This window comes from Pseudomonas sp. FG86 (genome assembly GCF_057808775.1).
Map to the genome: position 1 here is coordinate 153230 of NZ_JBMDIS010000006.1, position 19371 is coordinate 172600.

General features: G+C 60.8%; 13 protein-coding genes and 1 other RNA gene. 6 read left to right on the plus strand and 8 right to left on the minus strand.

What is annotated here, in order from left to right; translation table 11 throughout:
* Positions 1 to 55 precede the first annotated feature (55 nt).
* Positions 56 to 958 (plus strand): DUF2167 domain-containing protein, encoded by a 903-nt coding sequence (locus ACODSV_RS06305; protein ID WP_150056313.1) that lies wholly within the window; start codon positions 56 to 58, stop codon positions 956 to 958.
* 58 nt (positions 959 to 1016) lie between these two features.
* Here the strand turns inward: ACODSV_RS06305 and ACODSV_RS06310 are convergent, their stop codons facing one another.
* Positions 1017 to 1604: a hypothetical protein gene (locus tag ACODSV_RS06310; protein WP_150056312.1), complete on the minus strand. Its 588-nt coding sequence runs from the start codon at positions 1602 to 1604 to the stop codon at positions 1017 to 1019.
* A 1-nt stretch (position 1605) separates the two neighbouring features.
* Positions 1606 to 2652, minus strand: coding sequence for an N-acetylmuramidase family protein (locus tag ACODSV_RS06315; RefSeq protein WP_024076845.1), 1047 nt, complete (start codon positions 2650 to 2652; stop codon positions 1606 to 1608).
* A gap of 258 nt (positions 2653 to 2910) precedes the next feature.
* Between ACODSV_RS06315 and ACODSV_RS06320 the strand changes: the two genes are divergently transcribed.
* Positions 2911 to 3477, plus strand: coding sequence for a putative periplasmic lipoprotein (locus tag ACODSV_RS06320; protein WP_150095250.1), 567 nt, complete (start codon positions 2911 to 2913; stop codon positions 3475 to 3477).
* A gap of 105 nt (positions 3478 to 3582) precedes the next feature.
* Here the strand turns inward: ACODSV_RS06320 and ffs are convergent.
* The 6 genes from ffs to ACODSV_RS06350 form a co-directional block, all read right to left on the minus strand.
* Positions 3583 to 3679, minus strand: an RNA gene (ffs, locus tag ACODSV_RS06325) — signal recognition particle sRNA small type.
* Between the two features lie 236 nt (positions 3680 to 3915).
* Positions 3916 to 5082: a zinc-binding metallopeptidase family protein gene (locus ACODSV_RS06330; RefSeq protein WP_024076847.1), complete on the minus strand. Its 1167-nt coding sequence runs from the start codon at positions 5080 to 5082 to the stop codon at positions 3916 to 3918.
* A gap of 160 nt (positions 5083 to 5242) precedes the next feature.
* Positions 5243 to 7609, minus strand: coding sequence for an NAD-dependent DNA ligase LigA (gene ligA, locus ACODSV_RS06335; protein WP_024076848.1), 2367 nt, complete (start codon positions 7607 to 7609; stop codon positions 5243 to 5245).
* 86 nt (positions 7610 to 7695) lie between these two features.
* Positions 7696 to 8559, minus strand: coding sequence for a cell division protein ZipA (zipA, locus tag ACODSV_RS06340; protein ID WP_024076849.1), 864 nt, complete (start codon positions 8557 to 8559; stop codon positions 7696 to 7698).
* Between the two features lie 259 nt (positions 8560 to 8818).
* On the minus strand, positions 8819 to 12307 hold the full coding sequence (smc, locus tag ACODSV_RS06345) for a chromosome segregation protein SMC (RefSeq protein WP_069076771.1): 3489 nt from the start codon (positions 12305 to 12307) through the stop codon (positions 8819 to 8821).
* A gap of 2 nt (positions 12308 to 12309) precedes the next feature.
* Positions 12310 to 12969 (minus strand): GntR family transcriptional regulator, encoded by a 660-nt coding sequence (locus tag ACODSV_RS06350; RefSeq protein ID WP_024076851.1) that lies wholly within the window; start codon positions 12967 to 12969, stop codon positions 12310 to 12312.
* 281 nt (positions 12970 to 13250) lie between these two features.
* Between ACODSV_RS06350 and xdhA the strand changes: the two genes are divergently transcribed.
* From xdhA to guaD, 4 genes are all read left to right on the plus strand, one after another.
* A complete protein-coding gene (gene xdhA, locus ACODSV_RS06355; RefSeq protein WP_150053687.1) occupies positions 13251 to 14699 on the plus strand; it encodes a xanthine dehydrogenase small subunit in 1449 nt (482 codons plus the stop codon).
* Positions 14692 to 17091, plus strand: a complete 2400-nt coding sequence (xdhB, locus tag ACODSV_RS06360) for a xanthine dehydrogenase molybdopterin binding subunit (RefSeq protein WP_024076853.1) — start codon at positions 14692 to 14694, stop codon at positions 17089 to 17091. The genes xdhA and xdhB overlap by 8 nt, the downstream gene beginning before the upstream one ends.
* Before the next feature lie 113 nt (positions 17092 to 17204).
* Complete coding sequence (gene xdhC, locus ACODSV_RS06365) at positions 17205 to 18047, plus strand: xanthine dehydrogenase accessory protein XdhC (protein ID WP_069076769.1); 843 nt, start codon at positions 17205 to 17207, stop codon at positions 18045 to 18047.
* Between the two features lie 7 nt (positions 18048 to 18054).
* Positions 18055 to 19359, plus strand: coding sequence for a guanine deaminase (gene guaD / locus ACODSV_RS06370; RefSeq protein WP_489046638.1), 1305 nt, complete (start codon positions 18055 to 18057; stop codon positions 19357 to 19359).
* Positions 19360 to 19371: the final 12 nt, after the last annotated feature.

Here is a 19371-nt window from a genome sequence, read left to right on the forward strand (position 1 = left end):
ACATGTTGTTTCGGTTATCCTTTCGCAGAATTAATTCAAAATGTAAGGGACTACCATGAATTACTTCCGCCTGTTGTTGGCGGCGGCCGCGCTGAGCCTGCCTGCCGCACCTGCCGTTGCTGTTACCTCGCCTGCCCCCGTTGAAGCCAGTGCCCCGGCCGAAACAGCCGAGCACTTTCTGGCCTCACTCAAGCAAAAGACCGGCACGGTCACCCTGCCCAGCGGCATCGCCACCCTCAAGCTCACCGACGAGTTCTACTACCTCGACCCCGCCGATACCGAGCGCTTGCTGACCGATGGCTGGGGCAACCCGCCGGGCTTCAAGACCCTTGGCATGATCGTGCCCAAAGCCGTCAGCCCATTGTCGCAACGCGGCTGGGGCGTGATTGTCAGCTACAAGGCCGACGGGCACATCTCCGACGAAGATGCGGCAAAAATCGACTACGCCGACCTGCTCAAGCAAATGCAGGAAGAAGATGAAGCAGAGAACCAGGAACGCCAGAAACAAGGCTACGCGGGCCTGCACCTGCTGGGCTGGGCGGAGCCGCCGCACTACGACGACACCACCCACAAGATGTACTGGGCCCGCGAACTGAAGGCCGACGACGCCGACCAGACGACCCTCAACTACAGCATTCGCGTGCTGGGCCGTGAAGGCGTGCTGGAACTCAACGCCGTCGCCGCCATGGCCGACCTGGCCACCATCCAGCAAGAATTGCCCAAGGTGCTGGCCTTTACCAACTTCACCGACGGCAACCTCTATACCGACTTCAACCCGAACACCGACAAGCTCGCCACTTACGGCCTCGCCGCGTTGGTTGCCGGCGGGATTGCCGCCAAGGCCGGGCTCTTTGCCAAGATCGGTATCTTTCTGCTGGCCGCGAAGAAGTTCCTGGTAATCGGCGTAGTGGCGCTGCTCGCAGTGATTCGCAAGCTGTTCAACCGCAACAAGGCCTGAACCCCGGACGCAAAAACGCCGCAGTATGCCTGGCACACTGCGGCGTTTTGGGGATGTCTTAGTGAGGCGCCGCTAGACGAGTGTATTGATCCTGGCTGATCCAGCCGCTGAACGAGCGGTCGTCGGCATTGATGAACTCGACCTGGGCCCAGCCGTCCTTGAAGGCCAGCACACCGACCACATCGCGCTTGACGATATACGGACGCTTGGCGGTCTTGGCGCCTGGGGTCTTCAGCAGGTAAGCCTTGTCGGCGGATACCGTCACCAGGCCGATCCATTTTTTATTGGCGGTCTGGGTCAGGTCCAGGCCGGTGGCAATCTCCGGCATCAGCACGTTCATGCACCCAGGGTGCTGGCGGCCCTCTTCCACCGTCAGGGTCACGCCATCGGACGAAGGCGCCAGGCTGCCGGGATGAGCCTCATCGAGCCAAGTGGTGAGCGCCTCAGGTTTGCCTTGCAGGTAAAACGCGCAACTGCGGGTAACGCCCTCGCCCATTGCTTCCGAATAGAACCCTTCGACCTGATGCTCCGGCGTCACTGCCAGCATCAGCCCTTCGTACTTGCCCGAATGCAACGCAGCCGAACCGGCCAAAGCAGGGCCCACGGCGCACAACGACAACACACCTATCGCAAGAAAACGGATCATCCTATTTTTTCCCTTCAAGTTTTTCGTAGGCTTTTTGCATAAGGACGTCGTAGTTGCCGTAGTCCTCGCCGTTATAGTTACGCGCCATGCCGGTAAAATCCTTGGCTTTCATGGCCTTCATCAATGCCGGGCTCTTGCTGCAAAAACCGAGGAACGCTTTTAGTTGGTTGCCGGCATTCACCTTTAATGCTGCCGAAAACTCAAACACCGTCTTGTAACCGCACGAGGCAAAGTTGAAGCCCATGATCTGGAACATGCCCCACGAAGCCGACATGAGTGCCGCTTCCTGATCCAGGGCAAACGCGGTGGCCATGGTTTCCCAAGCCTTGGCCTGGTCCTTGTTATTGGCCTGCCACTGCGGCCCGGCTTTTTTCTTGTAGGGGTAGGACAGCAGCGGGTGCGCCTGGTCGTAGATGTGCTTGGTGTACTTGCGAAACAAGTGCCCTTCAAACGCGATCACCGGCAACTTGGCCGGGCCGAACCCCGAACGCCCACCTGATTCCACAGTGGCGAAGGCCTTGATGATATTTACCGAAATACCGCTACCCAACTGTGTGGCGGCGTTCTGGAAGTCCGTTTCGCTGAGGGTCATGCCCCCGTCGCACGTGGCCTGGAGCATCAATTGGCGGTTACGTCGCTCGGCCTCGATCGTCGCGCGCACGCGGTCCAGGTACACGTTGACCGTGGCCTGCACCGCATCGCCATTGTTGTTGCCAAACACATTGAGAAAGCTGGGGATACGCATCGTCGGGAAGGCTTTGACGGGCACCTTCACCGCCTCTTCGATCAGGCTGTTGAACGTGCGACCGGTAGGGTCGATCACGCCATCGGGGTGGGCGTATTTGAGATGGCGAAACTGATACTGGCTGATGCACTGCACCAACTGGCCATCACACTTGCCATTCTCGGCCAGCGGAAAACCCATCTTGGGAATGATCAAATTGAATAAATACTGGATGCACTGCACATCGGCGGGCAAGTTTCGGGCTTTGCCGGGAGCGCCTACTGAAGCACTGATAAGACGAGGCAACCCTTGCAGGCTTTTCATGACAGACATCCTTGTTAGTTAAAGAAGTGATAGCACTTCAATATCAATTACAAACACTTGTCATACTCTGAAACAAGTGGCTGGCGGAAACTAACAAGGTGGTTTGAGGTTGTCCAGAGTGAGCATTAAAAGCTGTGAAAGAGCCCTCACGAATAAACCCTTAAAACGCTGGTGCTTCATAATCGGGGCGCTTGCCTATTCATTGCGCTACTGTCACCGGCGCATAACGCCAGTATCTGAAAACCTTCAAGGATTGAAATGAAAGCCCCTCTGCTGATCTTGTCGATCATGGCCCTGCTGTCAGGCTGTGCCTCGACGCCCGCTCCAGACCTCTCACGCCCCTCCATTGCCGAAACGAAGTCGGTGGTGTTCGCGGGTAAGACGTTTGTCCTGAAATTCCAGAAAAACGGCTTGTGGGAATATTTTCCGGAAAACCAAAGCGTCGATGCCTGGACTGAAATGGTGGACTTTACGGTTGTGCCTCCCGATGACCGCTTCGAGCCGCTGGACCTGGGAAGGCGCACGGTGCAGTTGCACCAACAGGAAAACCCGGACATGCCAGCGGTCCTGGCAACAGACAACCGAACCGGGATCCTCTACCTGATGCTGTTTTATCCCTCGGCGCTGCGCAAAGACGGGCATTTCTCTGAATTCAGCTTCTTCAAGTACTACCGCGACGCCGGCACGGGCGCGATCGTCATCTTTCACTTCGCCAGGAACGTCCCGGCCAAGTCCCAGACCAGGGACGAGCGATGGGAAAGCGCCAAGACCCTGGGCGACGAAATAGTGCCAGTGATAAAGGCATTCCCCCTGTACCGCCCGTAAGCCTGTGGAGCGCACAGCAGAAATCGATTCGCAGGCAGTAATGGCCAGCAAAGCGTTTTAGAAATAAGGATTTTTGAAGATTCAGGAAGAGCGTTATGGAGGCAACCCCACCAGCCACACCCCGGCACACAATGTTCCCGCTGTGGCTGCTTCCTTCCGGATCTGACCAGGTTCACGGGTAATCGTTGCGGGGGGACCGATGGGGTCACCATAACGACGCTGGCCTCTCGGCAAGCCGCGCCATTGTACCGATCTCATCGGAAGTTACAACCGTTGGTGCCGGATTAAAATATGAAGGGGTTCAAGTACTTGCCATGGCCGTCAGCATCCCCGCTATCCCCTGTGGGAGGGGGCTTGCTCCCGATAGCGGTCTGCCAGCCAATAAATCAGTGACTGACACACTGCTTTCGGGAGCAAGCGCCCTCCCACATTAATTCATCATGGTGTCTGCAACACCTCGTCCGCCCGGCCGCCCTCTTCCTGGATGACCAGGTGAATGAAGTGCAGCTTGGCGATCACCGCCGGTGGCAGTACGAAGGGGTAGAAATCCGGCTGCCCCATGGCACGGGACAGTTCGTTGAGCATGCCGGCCAGTTCGATCCAGGCGTTGACGAAAGACAGGAACGCCGCACCGCCAGGGTGCTCGGGGTCGTAGAGGGTGCTCAGGGGAAATGGCTGGTAATCCAGGTCCAGTTCCCGCGCACTCATGCCAAACCCCAGGGCGGTGTCGACCGCGTCCATCATGTGCAGGTAGTGGGCCCAGGTTTCGGCCCAGTCTTCCCACGGGTGCATGGTGGCGTAGGCACTGACGCAGGTATGTTGCCAATCCGGGCGCGGGCCATTCTGGTAGTACTGGTCGAGGGCATCGGCGTAACTGGCGCTTTCGTCGCCGAACAGGTCGCGAAAAGGCGTCTGCCAATGGCTGTTGGCGATCAGGCGGTCCCAGTAATAGTGACCGACCTCGTGGCGAAAATGCCCGAGCAGCGTGCGATAGGGTTCGCGCATCTGCACCCGGACTTTTTCGCGGTGGGCGTCGTCGGCCTCCTTGATGTCGAGGGTAACCAGGCCGTTGGCATGCCCGGTGGTCGGCGCATTGCCTTCCAGGTCGATGCCGACGAAGTCGAAGGCCAGGCCGTTGTCTTCGTCGATGCTCTTGGGCACGACGCGCAGGCCCAGACTGATCAGTTGTGCCACCAGTCGGCGCTTGGCGGTTTCCACCTTGCGCCAGCGCTCGTGGTTCTCGGTGATCGACAGGTCGGGAATGGTGCGGTTCAGGCTGCAGGCCACGCACAGCGGTGCGGTGCTGTGGGCGGGAATCAGCCAGTTGCAGGCGGCGGGCGTGTCGAGGTTGGCACAGCGGCGAAAGGCGCCTGCATCGAGGTTGTCGTCTTGCAGCCAGGTGTCCACGACAGGCCCCGGCTGCAGGGAGGACAATCGGCTTTGTTGGGGTTGATAGCCCAGCACCGCCGAGCAGGCCAGGCATTGGCTGTTGCGAAAGAACAGCGGCTGACCGCACCGGCATTGCCAGACCTTGCTGTTGCGCGAGGATTCGGCCATGAACGGTGCGGCAATGCGCGAACTGAGTTGCTCGAAATAGCGAAACATGGCGATCTCTCCCTGGGTGACAGAGACTAGATCATTTCTCGCTCGGGATCGTTCCACTTTGCTGCCCGACGCGGGGCGAGTCCTAATGCCTGTCGGTTAAGAATGGAACGAGCAAACAGTAACCTGTGGCGAGCCGGCTCGCCACCAGAAGCGCACGCTATCAGACGGTGATGTGATGCCCGGCGAGGAAGGCCACGAAAGCGTCTTCGTCCAGCACCTTCAGGCCCAGTTCGCTGGCCTTGGCCAACTTCGAACCAGCACCCGGCCCGGCCACCACGCAGTGGGTTTTCGCCGACACCGAACCAGCCACCTTGGCGCCGAGGCTTTCGAGCTTGTCCTTGGCGACATCGCGGCTCATCCGCTCCAGGGAGCCGGTCAGCACCCAGGTATGCCCTGCTTCCGGCAAGCCTTCGATCACTTTCTTCTCGCTCTGCCAGTGCATGCCGAATTCCTCGAGCTGCCGCTCGATGGCCAGGGCATGGTTAGCATGGTCGGGGTTATCGAAGAACTCGCGCACAGCCTTGGCCTGCTTCTCGGGCAGCGCCTGGCGCATATCGAGCCAGTCAGCCTTGATCACGCCTTCGAGGGAGCCGAACTTGTCCGCCAGTTTCTGCGCGGCGCCGGGACCGACGCTGGGCACATTGAGTTTGTCGAGCAAACCGCCGAGGGTGGTGCTGGCGGCGAATTCGGCGGCCAGGGCGCCTTCGTCTTGCAATTGCAGGCCGCATTTGTCCGGCGCCAACAGTGCGCCGATCACGTCCTGGTTGTGGCGGTCATCAAAGAAGCTGCGGATCTCGTGCGCGACTTCCAGGCCCACGTCCGGCAGGTACGTCAGCACCTCCGGCAACGCGCGCTGCACGCGCTCCAAGGCCCCCAGGGAACGCGCCAGCACCTTGGCGGTCTCCTCGCCCACGTCGGGAATGCCTAAGGCGTAGATGAAGCGCGCCAGGGTCGGGCTCTTGCTGTTCTCGATGGCGGCGATCAGCTTCTTGCTGGAGATATCGGCGAAGCCTTCCAGGTCGATGATCTGTTCGTACTTGAGCGTGTAGAGGTCAGCCGGCGAACCAATGAGTTTTTCATCCACCAACTGCTCGATGGTCTTGTCGCCCAGGCCATCGATGTCCATCGCCCGGCGCGAGACGAAATGGATGATCGCCTGCTTGAGCTGCGCGCCACAGGCCAGGCGACCGACACAGCGGTACACCGCGCCTTCGCTGACGGTTTCCTTGCCCTTGCTGCGCTTGACCAGTTGCGTGCGCTCGACGTGGGAGCCGCACACCGGGCAACTCTCGGGGATCTGCACGGCGCGGGCATTTTCCGGACGGCGCTCGGTGACCACCGACACCACCTGCGGGATCACGTCTCCGGCACGGCGGATGATCACGGTGTCGCCGATCATGAGGCCCAGGCGCGCCACTTCGTCCATGTTGTGCAAGGTGGCATTGGACACGGTCACACCCGCGACCTTGACCGGTTTCAGTCGTGCCACCGGCGTGACGGCACCGGTGCGGCCAACCTGGAATTCCACGTCGAGCAGCTCGGTCAGTTCTTCCATGGCCGGGAATTTGTGCGCGATCGCCCAACGCGGCTCACGGGCACGGAAACCCAGTTCGCGCTGGGAGGCAATGCTGTTGACCTTGAACACCACGCCGTCGATTTCATAGGGCAGGCTGTTACGTCGCTCGCCGATATCGCGGTAGTAGTCCAGGCATGCCTGGATGCCCTTGGCCAACTTCAGCTCATGGCTGATCGGCAGGCCCCACTTCTGCAACTGCTTCAAATTGCCGATGTGGGTGTCACTGATGTCTGCGGTGACCTGGCCAATGCCGTAGCAGCAGAACTCCAGCGGGCGGCTGGCGGTGATCTTCGAGTCCAGCTGGCGCAGGCTGCCGGCGGCGGCGTTACGCGGGTTGGCGAAGGTCTTGCCACCGACTTCCAGTTGCGAGGCGTTCAGTCGCTCGAAACCGGCCTTGGACATGAACACTTCGCCGCGCACTTCCAGGGTGGCCGGCCAGCCGGTGCCGTGCAGTTTCAACGGGATATTGCGCACGGTGCGCACATTGACACTGATGTCTTCGCCCGTAGTGCCGTCGCCGCGGGTGGCGCCGCGCACCAGTTCGCCGTCCTGGTACAAAAGGCTGACCGCCAGGCCATCCAGCTTTGGTTCACAGCTGTACTCCACCGCGGCACCACCGCCAAACAGATCGCCCACCGGCAGGTCGAGCCCCTCGGTGACGCGGCGATCGAACTCGAGCATGGTGGTTTCATCGAACGCGTTGCCCAGGCTGAGCATCGGGATCTCATGACGCACCTGGGTAAAGGCCGACAACGCCGCACTGCCGACCCGCTGCGTCGGCGAATCACGCGTCACCAGTTCCGGGTGCTCGGCTTCCAGGGCCTTGAGCTCATTGAACAAGCGGTCGTACTCGGCGTCCGGAATGCTCGGCTCGTCGAGCACGTGGTAACGGTAATTGTGCTGATCCAGTTCAGCGCGCAGTTCAAGGATGCGGGTGTGGGCGGCGGTCATGGGTGTTCTCTCATAAAGCAAAAGAGCAGCCGAAGCTGCTCAAATGTTGGTGCGCTTATTCTATCGACAACGCTTGAGGCCAATCCTCAGCGTTTCTGTGTCAGGGCGCGACGCTCGAATTCGACGATGCGCTGACGGTAGTGTTCGATGGTCTGGGCGGTGAGGACGCTGCGCTGATCGTCCTTCAATTCGCCATTCAGTTCCTGGGACAGCTTGCGCGCTGCCGCCACCATCACGTCGAACGCTTGTTTCGGGTGACGCGGGCCTGGCAAGCCAAGGAAGAAGCTGACGGCCGGCGTGCTGAACAGGTCAATATCGTCCAGGTCGAAGGTGCCCGGCTTGACCGCGTTGGCCATGGAGAACAGCACTTCGCCATTACCGGCCATGCTTTCGTGGCGGTGGAAGATGTCCATTTCGCCAAAACGCAGGCCGCTTTCGAGGATGTTCTGCAACAGCGCCGGGCCTTTGAAGCCCGCGGCGTCGCGGCAAATCACGCTGATCACCAACACTTCTTCGGCAGCCGGCTGATCGCTGACCGATTGGCGCGGCGGGCTCTTGGTCGCATTCTCATCAGGGAAGTCGTCATCGCGGCTGCTGAAACTCGGGCCTTCGTCGACGTCAAGGTTCAGGTCGCCCTGGTGCGGCTCGGCAACTGCAGCACTGCCGCGCTTGCCACGTTTGGAAGACGGCTCGCGGGCTTCACGCACAGGCGCACTCATGGACGGCAGGTCATGCTCATCCAGCTGCGGTTCCTTATGGGTATCCAACACACGGGGCGGCCCCAGCAGCTCGGCGCTGCCGTCGTCGTCGGGCAAGTTGGACAGGTTACGGTCCAGACGGAATTTGAGCTTGCCCTTGCCACCGCGCATGCGGCGCCAGCCATCAAAAAGAATACCGGCAATGACAATAATGCCGATGACGATCAGCCACTCGCGCAGACCGATTTCCATGTAATCCCGTGCCTCTAATAAAAAATGCTGAAAAATAAGGGGTTTAGCACCGTGCAAACCGCTTTAAAACGTGGCGCCAACTCTATGTTCTGACTGACGTTTTGCCCACGCATACGAAAAATTGACATTAAACTAGCACGACCAAAGATAACTTTACACCGTCTGTCAAAATGCCTTGAACAAATATGTCCATTTGCCACTTTCGCCAGGGCGGTAAACCGTCTTACATCGCGCTACAAATCTTCTCTCCTGGCGTGGCTCAGGATTCCACCATCGCCATCGCTTCTTCGACATCCACCGCGACCAATCGCGAACAGCCCGGCTCGTGCATCGTCACCCCCATCAACTGATCAGCCATTTCCATGGCGATCTTGTTGTGGGTGATATAGATGAACTGCACAGTCTGGGACATCTCCTTGACCAGGCGTGCGTACCGTCCCACGTTAGCGTCATCCAGCGGTGCGTCAACTTCGTCGAGCATGCAGAACGGTGCCGGGTTCAACTTGAAGATGGCAAACACCAGGGCCAATGCGGTCAGGGCTTTTTCGCCGCCGGACAACAAATGGATGGTGCTGTTCTTCTTGCCCGGAGGCCGCGCCATGATCGTTACCCCTGTATCGAGTAGATCTTCGCCCGTCAGTTCCAAGTAAGCGCTGCCACCACCGAAAACTTTTGGGAATAACGCCTGTAAACCGCCATTAATCTGATCAAAGGTATCCTTGAAGCGGTTGCGGGTTTCCTTGTCGATCTTGCGGATCACGTTTTCCAGGGTATCCAGGGCTTCGACCAGGTCGGCGTCCTGGGCGTCCAGGTAGCGTTTGCGCTCGGACTGCTGCTGGTACTCATCGATGGCGGCCAGGTTGATTGCCCCCAGGCGCTGAATCCGCGCGGCTATGCGTTCGAGTTCTTCTTCGGCGTCTTTTTCGTTCGCCTCGGCGGTCAAGGTGTCAAGCACGCCGTGCAGGTCGTAGCCATCCTCGAGCAACTGGTCCTGGAGGGTTTTGCGGCGCACGGTCAGGGCTTGCCACTCCATGCGCTGTTGTTCGAGTTGGCCGCGGATCAGTTGGGATTGCTGCTCGGCCTGGGTCCGGCGCTTTTCTGCGTCACGCAGTTCGCGGTCGGCATCTTCGAGGGCGATTTGCGCGGTCTTGAGTTCTTCGTCGACGGTCATGCGCTTGTCGAGCAGCTCTTCAAGCTTGAGCCGCAGCTCTTCCAGGGGCGCTTCGCCCTCCTCCAGGTTGAGGCTCAGTTGCTCGCGCTTTTCGGTCAGGCGTTCGGACTGCATCTCCAGGCGCTCAAGGGCCTGGCGCGTGGAGTCGTGCTGCGCACGCAGCGAGCCGAGGCGCACCGCCAACTGGTGAGCGTGGTCCTTGTGCTGGCGAGCTTCCTGGCGCACACGGTCGAGGCGTTCACGCAGGCTGTCACGCTGGGCCAGCAGCAGTTCGCGTTGCTCGGTGTCCTGGGCCATGCTGTCGAGGGCTTCCTGCAGTTGCAGGCGTGCTTCGCCGATTTGTTCGTGCTCGAGCGCGCGTTGCTCGCCCATCTCGGCTACTTCTTCATCGAGACGGGTACGGCGCAGGGTCAGTTGCTCGACCTTGGCTTTGCTCGCGGAAAGCTGGGCTTTCAATTCGCCTTGCTGACGCGCCTCATCCTGCAACAGGCGACGCAGGTGTTCGCGGCCGGTCTCTTGCTGGCGCTGGGTGGCGCGCAGGGTTTGCAGCTCGGTTTCCAGGCTTTCCAGGGTCGCTTCGCGCTCTTCACGCTCGGCGATAAGATTGACGATTTCCTGGCCACGGGCCAAAACCCCGCTTTCTGCTTCACTGGCGCGGCGTACCCGCAGGAAGTGGCGGCCGACCCAGTAGCCATCACGGCTGATCAGGCTTTCGCCGGCAGCCAACTGACCGCGCTGGGCCAGCGCCTGCTCAAGTGATTCAACCGGTTTGACCTGGCCCAGCCACGGCGACAAGTCAATCGCCGCCTCGACCTTGTCCAGCAAACTGCCCGGCACGCGGGTGCCGTCGGCGGCCGGGCTGAGCAGGCGCAAATCGCCCTGGGCAAAACCGGCCAGGTCGAAGCCCCCAAAATCGTCCACCAGTACCGCTTGCAGGTCGGCACCCAATACGGTTTCCACCGCCAACTCCCAACCGGCTTCGACTTTCAAGCCTTCGGCCAGGCGCGGACGCTCGGCCAGATGCTGGTCGCGCAGCCATTCGGCGGTACCGGTGCCAGGGTCCAGAGCGGCTTGCTGCAGGGCTTCCAGGGAGGCCAAACGACCGTTGAGCCGCTGCAGATCGCCCTGGGCCTGCTGCTGGGCCTGGGTCGCCTGTTGCAGTTGCTGGCGCAATTGCTCCAGGCGCTCGACTTGCTGTTCTTCGCTGGCCTCCAGCTCTTCGAGGGTCATCTCGCTTTCGGCCAGTTGCTCGCTGAGCTCCATGATCGCCGCGTCTTCCGGGTCGGCAGCGAGCAACACGCGTTCTTCCTGCAAGCGACGCTGGCGTTCGGCCAGACGCTCCATGCTGGTTTCCAGCTGCTGGATGCGTGACTGTTGCACTTCGGCCTGGCGCCGAGGCTCGGCGGATTTCAGGTTGAAGGTGTCCCACTGCTCCTGCCAGCCGTGCATGGTGGTTTCGGATTCTTCCAGGGCGGCAGCGGCTTCTTCGGCCGCCGCGCTGGTGATCTCCTGCTCGGGAGTGAGCAGGTCCAGCTCTTCGCCAAGGGTCAGCAGCAAGGTGCGGTCATGGCCCAGGTGAGATTCGGTCTCCAGGCGCGCGCGCTCGGCTTCCTTCAAATCCTCCTGCAACTGACGCAAGCGCTGCTGACCGTGCTGGATGCTCTGCTCGACCCGGGCGATGTCTCCCCCCACCGAGTAGAAACGGCCCTGCACCAGATTGAAGCGCTCGGACAGGTCATGGTGACCGTCGCGCAGGCGCTCGATGCTGGCGTCGGCATTGCGTTGCTCGGCTACCAGGGCTTCGAAGCTGATTTCCTGGGTGCCGATGATCGCTTCACGCTGGCCCACCTGGTCATTCAGCGCCTGCCAGCGCAGGGCCGACAGTTGCGCCTTGAGCTGGCGCTCCTCGCCCTTGTATTCCTGGTACTTTTCGGCGGCCTGGGCCTGGCGGTGCAGGCGTTCCAACTGGCGTTCCAGCTCTTCACGCAGATCGGTGAGGCGGGCAAGGTTTTCGTGGGTGCGGCGGATACGGTTTTCAGTTTCGCGGCGGCGCTCCTTGTACTTGGAGATGCCGGCCGCTTCTTCGATAAAATTGCGCAGGTCTTCCGGCTTGGCTTCGATCAGCTTGGAGATCATGCCTTGCTCGATGATCGAGTAGCTGCGCGGGCCCAGGCCGGTACCGAGGAAGATATCGGTGATATCCCGGCGCCGGCACTTGGTGCCGTTGAGGAAGTAGCTGTTCTGGCTGTCGCGGGTCACTTTACGGCGGATGGAGATTTCCGCGTAGGCCGCATATTCGCCAACCAGGGTGCCGTCGGAGTTATCGAACACCAGTTCGATGCTGGCCTGGCTGACGGGTTTGCGGCTGGTGGAGCCGTTGAAGATGACGTCGGTCATCGACTCGCCGCGCAGGTTTTTTGCCGAGCTCTCGCCCATCACCCAGCGTACGGCGTCGATGATGTTCGACTTGCCGCAGCCATTGGGCCCCACCACTGCCGCCATGTTACTGGGGAAGTTCACCGTGGTCGGGTCGACGAAGGATTTGAACCCCGCCAGTTTGATGCACTTGAGCCGCACGCTTAGGCGTCCGCCAACGCAGCGATGACCAGCGAGCAACTACGCTGGCCATAGGCCGACAACACCTGGCGAATCTGCGGCAGGTCGCGGGCAAGCACGGCGGCGAGCAATTGCTCGAACAACGCCAGGTACTCGCTCATGGAGGCCTTGCGCTGATCGAGGGCCAGGTAATAGGCACGGTTCATCGCCGGCTGCAGGTTTTCGACGGTTTCCTGCAAATACGGGTTGTTGGCGAAGGGGTACGCGGCGCGCATCACGCTGAAGCATTCTTCGACAAAGGCGCGGATGTCCTGGCGCTCGAAACTGCCGACCAGGCGCTGCTGGATCTGCAGGAACGGCGCCATGTCAGCCTGGGTCTGCCAGCCCTGGGCCACCGCATTGCCGAGCAGGATATACAGCTCACTCATCAACGTGCACAGGCTCTGCACCTTGTGTGCGGTGAGCTCGGTGACGTGGGCGCCACGGCGCGGCAGGATCGCGATCAGGTGGCGACGTTCGAGGATCAATAAGGCTTCACGCACGGAACCACGGCTGACATTGAGCGCCAGCGTGACTTTCTGTTCCTGGATCCGCTCCCCAGGCTTGAGATCGCCGCGAATGATACGTTCGGCGAGGTGGTGAGCAATTTGCTCGGCGAGACTGTCCGGCGCCTTGAACGTCATGTTTTCCCTTCAAAATCTTCTATCGATACAAGCGCGGCAGTGTAGCGCAAATGCCTGGCTGATGGCGCTAGGCCCACCTTGCTGAATTTGGCACGGAATAAGCAGCGCTGAAACCCAGAAGCCCCCCAAAAACAGCGGTTCCAGAAGACTGGACCATAATTGAAAGTGTTGTGATCGCAATTTCTTGACCTCACAGTCAGAAAATCATTGACCGAAAAGTCAGACATGACTAGATTCGGCGCAAAGCGGTTAACAACAATAATGAGTCTGCGAGGCCTTCCGTGATCCAGTTTCTACTTAACCAGGAGCTCCGTAGCGAGCACGCCCTGGACCCCAACCTGACCGTGCTCAACTATTTGCGTGAGCACCTGGGCAAATCCGGTACCAAGGAAGGCTGCGCCAGCGGCGATTGCGGTGCATGCACCGTGGTGGTCGGCGAGCTGCACAGCGACGAGCCAGGCGCTGAGCGGATTCGCTACCGCAGCCTCAATGCCTGCCTGACGTTTGTCTCATCGTTGCATGGCAAACAATTGATCAGCGTCGAAGACCTGAAACACCAAGGTCAACTGCACAGCGTGCAACAGGCCATGGTCGAATGCCACGGGTCGCAATGCGGCTTTTGCACCCCCGGTTTTGTGATGTCACTGTTTGCCCTGCAAAAGAACAGCGACGCGCCAGATAGCCAGAAAGCCCATGAAGCCCTGGCCGGCAACTTGTGCCGTTGCACCGGCTACCGCCCGATCCTGGCCGCCGCCGAGCAGGCCTGCTGTAACAAACCCCAGGACCAGTTCGACAGCCGGCAAGTCGAAACCATCGCACTCCTCAAGGCCATCGCGCCGACGCAAACCGGTGAACTCAACAGCGGCGACAAACGCTGCCTGGTCCCCCTGACCGTCGCCGACCTCGCCGACCTCTACGATGCCTACCCGCAAGCCCGGCTGCTGGCTGGCGGCACTGACCTGGCGCTGGAAGTCACCCAGTTCCACCGCACGCTGCCGGTGATGATCTACGTCGGCAACATCGACGAAATGAAGCGCATTGAATCCTTCGACGATCGCCTGGAAATCGGCGCCGCCGCCCCTCTTTCCGACTGCTACACCGCGCTGCACCAGGCCTACCCGGACTTCGGTGAGCTGCTGCACCGTTTCGCGTCCCTGCAAATCCGCAACCAAGGCACCCTGGGCGGCAATATCGGCAACGCCTCGCCGATTGGCGATTCGCCACCACTGCTGATCGCCCTCGGCGCGCAGATCGTGCTGTGCAAGGGCAACACCCGTCGTACGTTGGCGCTGGAAGATTACTTCATCGACTACCGCGTCACCGCACGCCAGGACAGCGAATTCATCGAGAAAATCATCGTGCCCAAGGGCCACGCGCTATTCCGGGCGTACAAAGTGTCCAAGCGCCTGGACGACGATATTTCCGCCGTATGCGCGGCTTTCAACCTCAAGATCGACAACGGTGTGATCAGCGATGCGCGTGTTGCCTTCGGGGGCATGGCCGCCACCCCGAAACGCGCGAAACATTGCGAGAGCGTGCTGATCGGCGCCACCTGGAATGCCGCCACCGTCGAGAAAGCCTGCACTGCCCTGGCCGAGGATTTCACCCCGTTGTCGGACTTCCGCGCCAGCAAGGAATACCGCCTGCTCAGCGCGCAGAACCTGCTGCGCAAATACTTTATCGAGCTGCAAACGCCGCACATCGAGACTCGGGTGACCGCTTATGTCTAACCATCACGCCGTGGTAAAAACCCAGGCCGAACTGGCCGAGCTGTTTGCCCAGGACCTGACCTCCGGGGTCGGCCGCAGCGTCAAGCATGACAGCGCCGCCAAGCACGTCAGCGGTGAAGCGCAGTACATCGATGACCGCCTGGAATTCCCCAACCAGTTGCACCTGTATGCGCGCATGTCCGACCGCGCCCACGCGAAGATCCTCAGCATCGACACCGCGCCCTGCTACGCCTTCGACGGTGTGCGTATCGTCATCACCCATGAAGACGTGCCAGGCCTGAAAGACATCGGCCCGCTGATGCCCGGCGACCCGCTGCTGGCCATCGACACCGTGCAGTTTGTCGGCCAAGTGGTATTGGCCGTGGCTGCCCGCGATCTGGAAACCGCACGCAAGGCCGCGATGGCGGCCGTGATCGAATACGAAGACCTCGAACCCGTATTGGATGTGGTCGAGGCCTTTCGCAATAAGCATTTCGTGCTCGACAGCCACACCCACCAGCGCGGTGATTCGGCCGGCGCACTGGCGACCGCAAAAAACCGCCTCCAGGGCACCCTGCATATCGGCGGCCAGGAACACTTCTACCTGGAAACCCAGATCTCGTCAGTGATGCCCACCGAAGACGGCGGCATGATCGTCTACTGCTCCACCCAGAACCCCACCGAAATACAGAAGCTGGTGGCCGAAGTACTTGACGTGTCGATGAACAAGATCGTCGTCGATATGCGTCGCATGGGCGGTGGTTTCGGCGGCAAGGAAACCCAGGCGGCCAGCCCGGCGTGCCTGTGCGCGGTGGTCGCGCGCCTGACCGGGCAGCCGACCAAGATGCGCCTGCCCCGGGTCGAAGACATGCTGATGACCGGCAAGCGCCACCCCTTCTATATCGAATACGACGTGGGCTTCGACGACAGCGGTCGCCTGCAGGGTATCAATCTGGAACTGGCGGGTAACTGCGGTTGCTCGCCGGACCTGTCGAACTCGATTGTCGACCGCGCAATGTTCCACGCCGACAACGCGTATTACCTGGGCGACGCCACGGTCAATGGCCACCGCTGCAAGACCAACACCGCGTCCAACACCGCCTACCGGGGCTTTGGCGGCCCCCAAGGCATGGTCGCCATCGAGGAAGTGATGGACGCCATCGCCCGCCACTTAGGCCAGGATCCGCTGGCCGTGCGCAAGGCCAACTACTACGGCAAGACCGAGCGCAACGTCACTCACTACTACCAGACCGTCGAGCACAACATGCTCGAGGAAATGACCGCTGAGCTTGAAGCCAGCAGCCAATACGCCGAGCGCCGTGAAGCGATCCGCCTGTACAACGCCCACAGCCCGATCCTGAAAAAAGGCCTGGCGCTGACCCCGGTGAAATTCGGTATTTCCTTTACCGCCAGTTTCCTGAACCAGGCCGGTGCGTTGATCCATATCTACACCGACGGCAGCATCCACCTGAACCACGGTGGTACCGAAATGGGCCAGGGGTTGAACACCAAGGTCGCACAGGTGGTGGCCGAAGTGTTCCAGGTGGAAATCGACCGCGTGCAGATCACCGCCACCAATACCGACAAGGTGCCCAACACCTCGCCGACCGCCGCCTCCAGCGGTGCCGACCTGAACGGCAAGGCCGCGCAGAACGCCGCCGAAACCATCAAGCAACGCCTGGTGGAATTCGCCGCGCGCAAGTACGACGTGAGTGAGGCCGACGTGGCATTCCACAACGGCCATGTGCGCGTGCGCGATCATATCCTGACCTTTGAAGCGCTGATCCAGCAGGCGTACTTCGCCCAGGTGTCGCTGTCGAGCACTGGCTTCTACAAGACCCCGAAAATCTTCTACGACCGCAGCCAGGCGCGGGGGCGGCCGTTCTACTACTACGCCTTTGGCGCGGCCTGTTGCGAGGTGATCGTCGACACCCTGACCGGCGAATACAAGATGCTGCGCACCGACATCCTCCACGACGTGGGCGCCTCGTTGAACCCGGCGATCGACATCGGCCAAGTAGAAGGCGGCTTCATCCAGGGCATGGGCTGGCTGACCATGGAAGAGCTGGTGTGGAACAACAAGGGCAAGCTGATGACCAACGGCCCGGCCAGCTACAAGATCCCGGCGGTGGCCGACATGCCGCTGGACCTGCGCGTGAAGCTGGTGGAGAACCGCAAGAACCCGGAAGACACGGTGTTTCATTCCAAGGCCGTGGGCGAGCCACCGTTCATGCTCGGCATTGCCTCGTGGTGTGCGATCAAGGATGCGGTGGCGAGCCTGGGTGACTATCGCCATCAGCCGAAGATCGATGCACCGGCGACACCGGAGCGGGTGTTGTGGGGGTGCGAGCAGATGCGCAAGTTGCAGGCGGCTGTGCCTGTTGAAACCGAAACCGAGATGGCTTCGCTCTAGACCGAGGCGCTGCCATCGGGGGCAAGCCCCCTCCCACACTTTGATCTGTGCCTTCAAATGTGGGAGGGGGCTTGCCCCCGATGACGGCCTGACAGACACCACAAGAGGTGACTATGAACAACTGGATCAGCGCCCTCGCCGACCTGCAGAACCAAGGCGAACCCTGCGTACTGGTGACCATCATCGAAGAGCTCGGCTCCACGCCGCGCAATGCCGGTTCGAAGATGGTGATCAGCGCCACGCAAACCTTCGACACCATCGGTGGCGGACACCTGGAATACAAGGCGATGCAGATCGCCCGTGACATGCTCGCGCGCGGCCAGCAGAACACCCACCTGGAGCGCTTCAGCCTCGGCGCGAGCCTGGGCCAGTGCTGCGGTGGCGTAACCGTATTGCTGTTCGAACCCATGGGCCAGGTGCAGGCGCAGATCGCGGTGTTCGGCGCCGGTCATGTCGGCCGCGCGTTGGTGCCGTTGCTGGCGAGCCTGCCGTGCCGGGTGCGCTGGATCGATTCGCGCGAGCAGGAATTCCCGGAACATATCCCCCAGGGCGTGCGTAAAATCGTCAGCGAAGAGCCGGTGGACGAAATTGCCGACCTGCCCGCGGGTAGTTATTGCATCGTCATGACCCACAATCACGCGCTGGACCTGGAACTGACCGCCGCCCTGCTCAAGCGTAATGACTTTGCCTACTTCGGCCTGATCGGCTCGAAGACCAAACGCGTCAAGTTCGAACACCGCCTGCGTGATCGCGGCTTTGACGCCGCGCAGTTGCAACGCATGCGCTGCCCCATGGGCCTCACCGAGGTAAAGGGCAAATTGCCGGTAGAGATCGCCATCTCCATCGCCGGCGAAATCATCGCCACCTATAACGCCCATTTCGGCCAGCACACCGCGAGCGCCGAACCTATTGCCAAACTGCTGCCGGTGTCACGCCGCAGCCAAGCTATCAATTGAGACGACCATGCCTTTGACTCGCAAAGCCTACCGTGCCGCCCTCCTGCACAGCATCGCCGACCCCGCTGAAGTGGGCATCGAAGCCTCCTATGAGTATTTCGAAGACGGCCTGCTGGTGATCGAAAACGGCAAAATCAGTGCCCTGGGCCACGCCAGTGACCTGCTGCCGAAGCTGCCCGCCGATATCGACATCACCCACTACCAGGATGCGCTGATTACCCCAGGCCTGATCGACACCCATATCCACCTGCCACAAACCGGCATGGTCGGCGCCTATGGCGAGCAGTTACTGGACTGGCTCAACACTTACACCTTCCCGTGCGAACGCCAGTTCGCCGACAAGGCCCACGCCGAAGAAGTGGCCGACATTTTCATCAAGGAATTGCTGCGCAATGGCACCACAACCGCCCTGGTGTTCGGCAGCGTGCATCCGCAGTCGGTGAACGCGTTCTTTGAAGCGGCCGCAAAACTCGACCTGCGTATGATCGCCGGCAAAGTGATGATGGACCGCAACGCCCCGGATTACCTCACCGACACCGCCGAATCCGGCTACCAGGAAAGCAAGACGTTGATCGAGCGCTGGCACGGCAAGGGCCGCCTGCACTATGCGGTCACGCCCCGCTTCGCCCCCACCAGCACGCCGGAACAATTGGCGTTGGCCGGGCAACTGCTGGGCGAGTACCCGGACCTGTACATGCAGACGCACATCAGTGAGAACAAGCAGGAAGTCGAGTGGGTGAAGGCGCTATTTCCAGAACGCAACGGCTACCTGGATGTGTACGACCATTACAAGCTGCTGGGTGAGCGCTCAGTGTTCGCCCACGGTGTGCACCTGTGTGATGACGAATGCGCGCGATTGGCGGAGACGGGGTCGGCGGTGGCGTTCTGCCCGACGTCGAACCTGTTCCTCGGCAGCGGCCTGCTCAACCTGCCGATGGCCGAGAAACACAAGCTCAACGTTGGCCTGGGCACGGATGTGGGCGGCGGCACCAGCTTCTCACTGCTGCAAACCTTGAACGAAGCCTATAAGGTCATGCAACTGCAGGGCGCGCGGTTGAGCCCATTCAAGTCGTTGTACCTGGCCACCCTCGGGGGTGCGCGGGCGCTGCGCCTGGAAGACAAGATCGGCACGTTGCAGCCAGGCACCGATGCAGACTTTCTAGTGCTGGATTACAACGCCACGCCACTGCTGAGCTATCGCTTGAAGCAGGCCAACAACATAGCCGAGACGTTGTTCGTGTTGATGACGCTGGGGGATGATCGGACGGTGTTGCAGACCTATGCGGCCGGCCAACGGGTGCACCAACGCTGATCTGCGCCACAA

Bases quoted from the DNA above. Each gene is read 5' to 3' on its own strand.
- ACODSV_RS06305 (WP_150056313.1), top strand. From the start codon at position 56: ATGAATTACTTCCGCCTGTTGTTGGCGGCGGCCGCGCTGAGCCTGCCT.
- ACODSV_RS06310 (WP_150056312.1), bottom strand. From the start codon at position 1,604: ATGATCCGTTTTCTTGCGATAGGTGTGTTGTCGTTGTGCGCCGTGGGC.
- ACODSV_RS06315 (WP_024076845.1), bottom strand. From the start codon at position 2,652: ATGAAAAGCCTGCAAGGGTTGCCTCGTCTTATCAGTGCTTCAGTAGGC.
- ACODSV_RS06320 (WP_150095250.1), top strand. From the start codon at position 2,911: ATGAAAGCCCCTCTGCTGATCTTGTCGATCATGGCCCTGCTGTCAGGC.
- ACODSV_RS06330 (WP_024076847.1), bottom strand. From the start codon at position 5,082: ATGTTTCGCTATTTCGAGCAACTCAGTTCGCGCATTGCCGCACCGTTC.
- ligA (WP_024076848.1), bottom strand. From the start codon at position 7,609: ATGACCGCCGCCCACACCCGCATCCTTGAACTGCGCGCTGAACTGGAT.
- zipA (WP_024076849.1), bottom strand. From the start codon at position 8,559: ATGGAAATCGGTCTGCGCGAGTGGCTGATCGTCATCGGCATTATTGTC.
- ACODSV_RS06350 (WP_024076851.1), bottom strand. From the start codon at position 12,969: ATGACGTTCAAGGCGCCGGACAGTCTCGCCGAGCAAATTGCTCACCAC.
- xdhB (WP_024076853.1), top strand. From the start codon at position 14,692: ATGTCTAACCATCACGCCGTGGTAAAAACCCAGGCCGAACTGGCCGAG.
- xdhC (WP_069076769.1), top strand. From the start codon at position 17,205: ATGAACAACTGGATCAGCGCCCTCGCCGACCTGCAGAACCAAGGCGAA.
- guaD (WP_489046638.1), top strand. From the start codon at position 18,055: ATGCCTTTGACTCGCAAAGCCTACCGTGCCGCCCTCCTGCACAGCATC.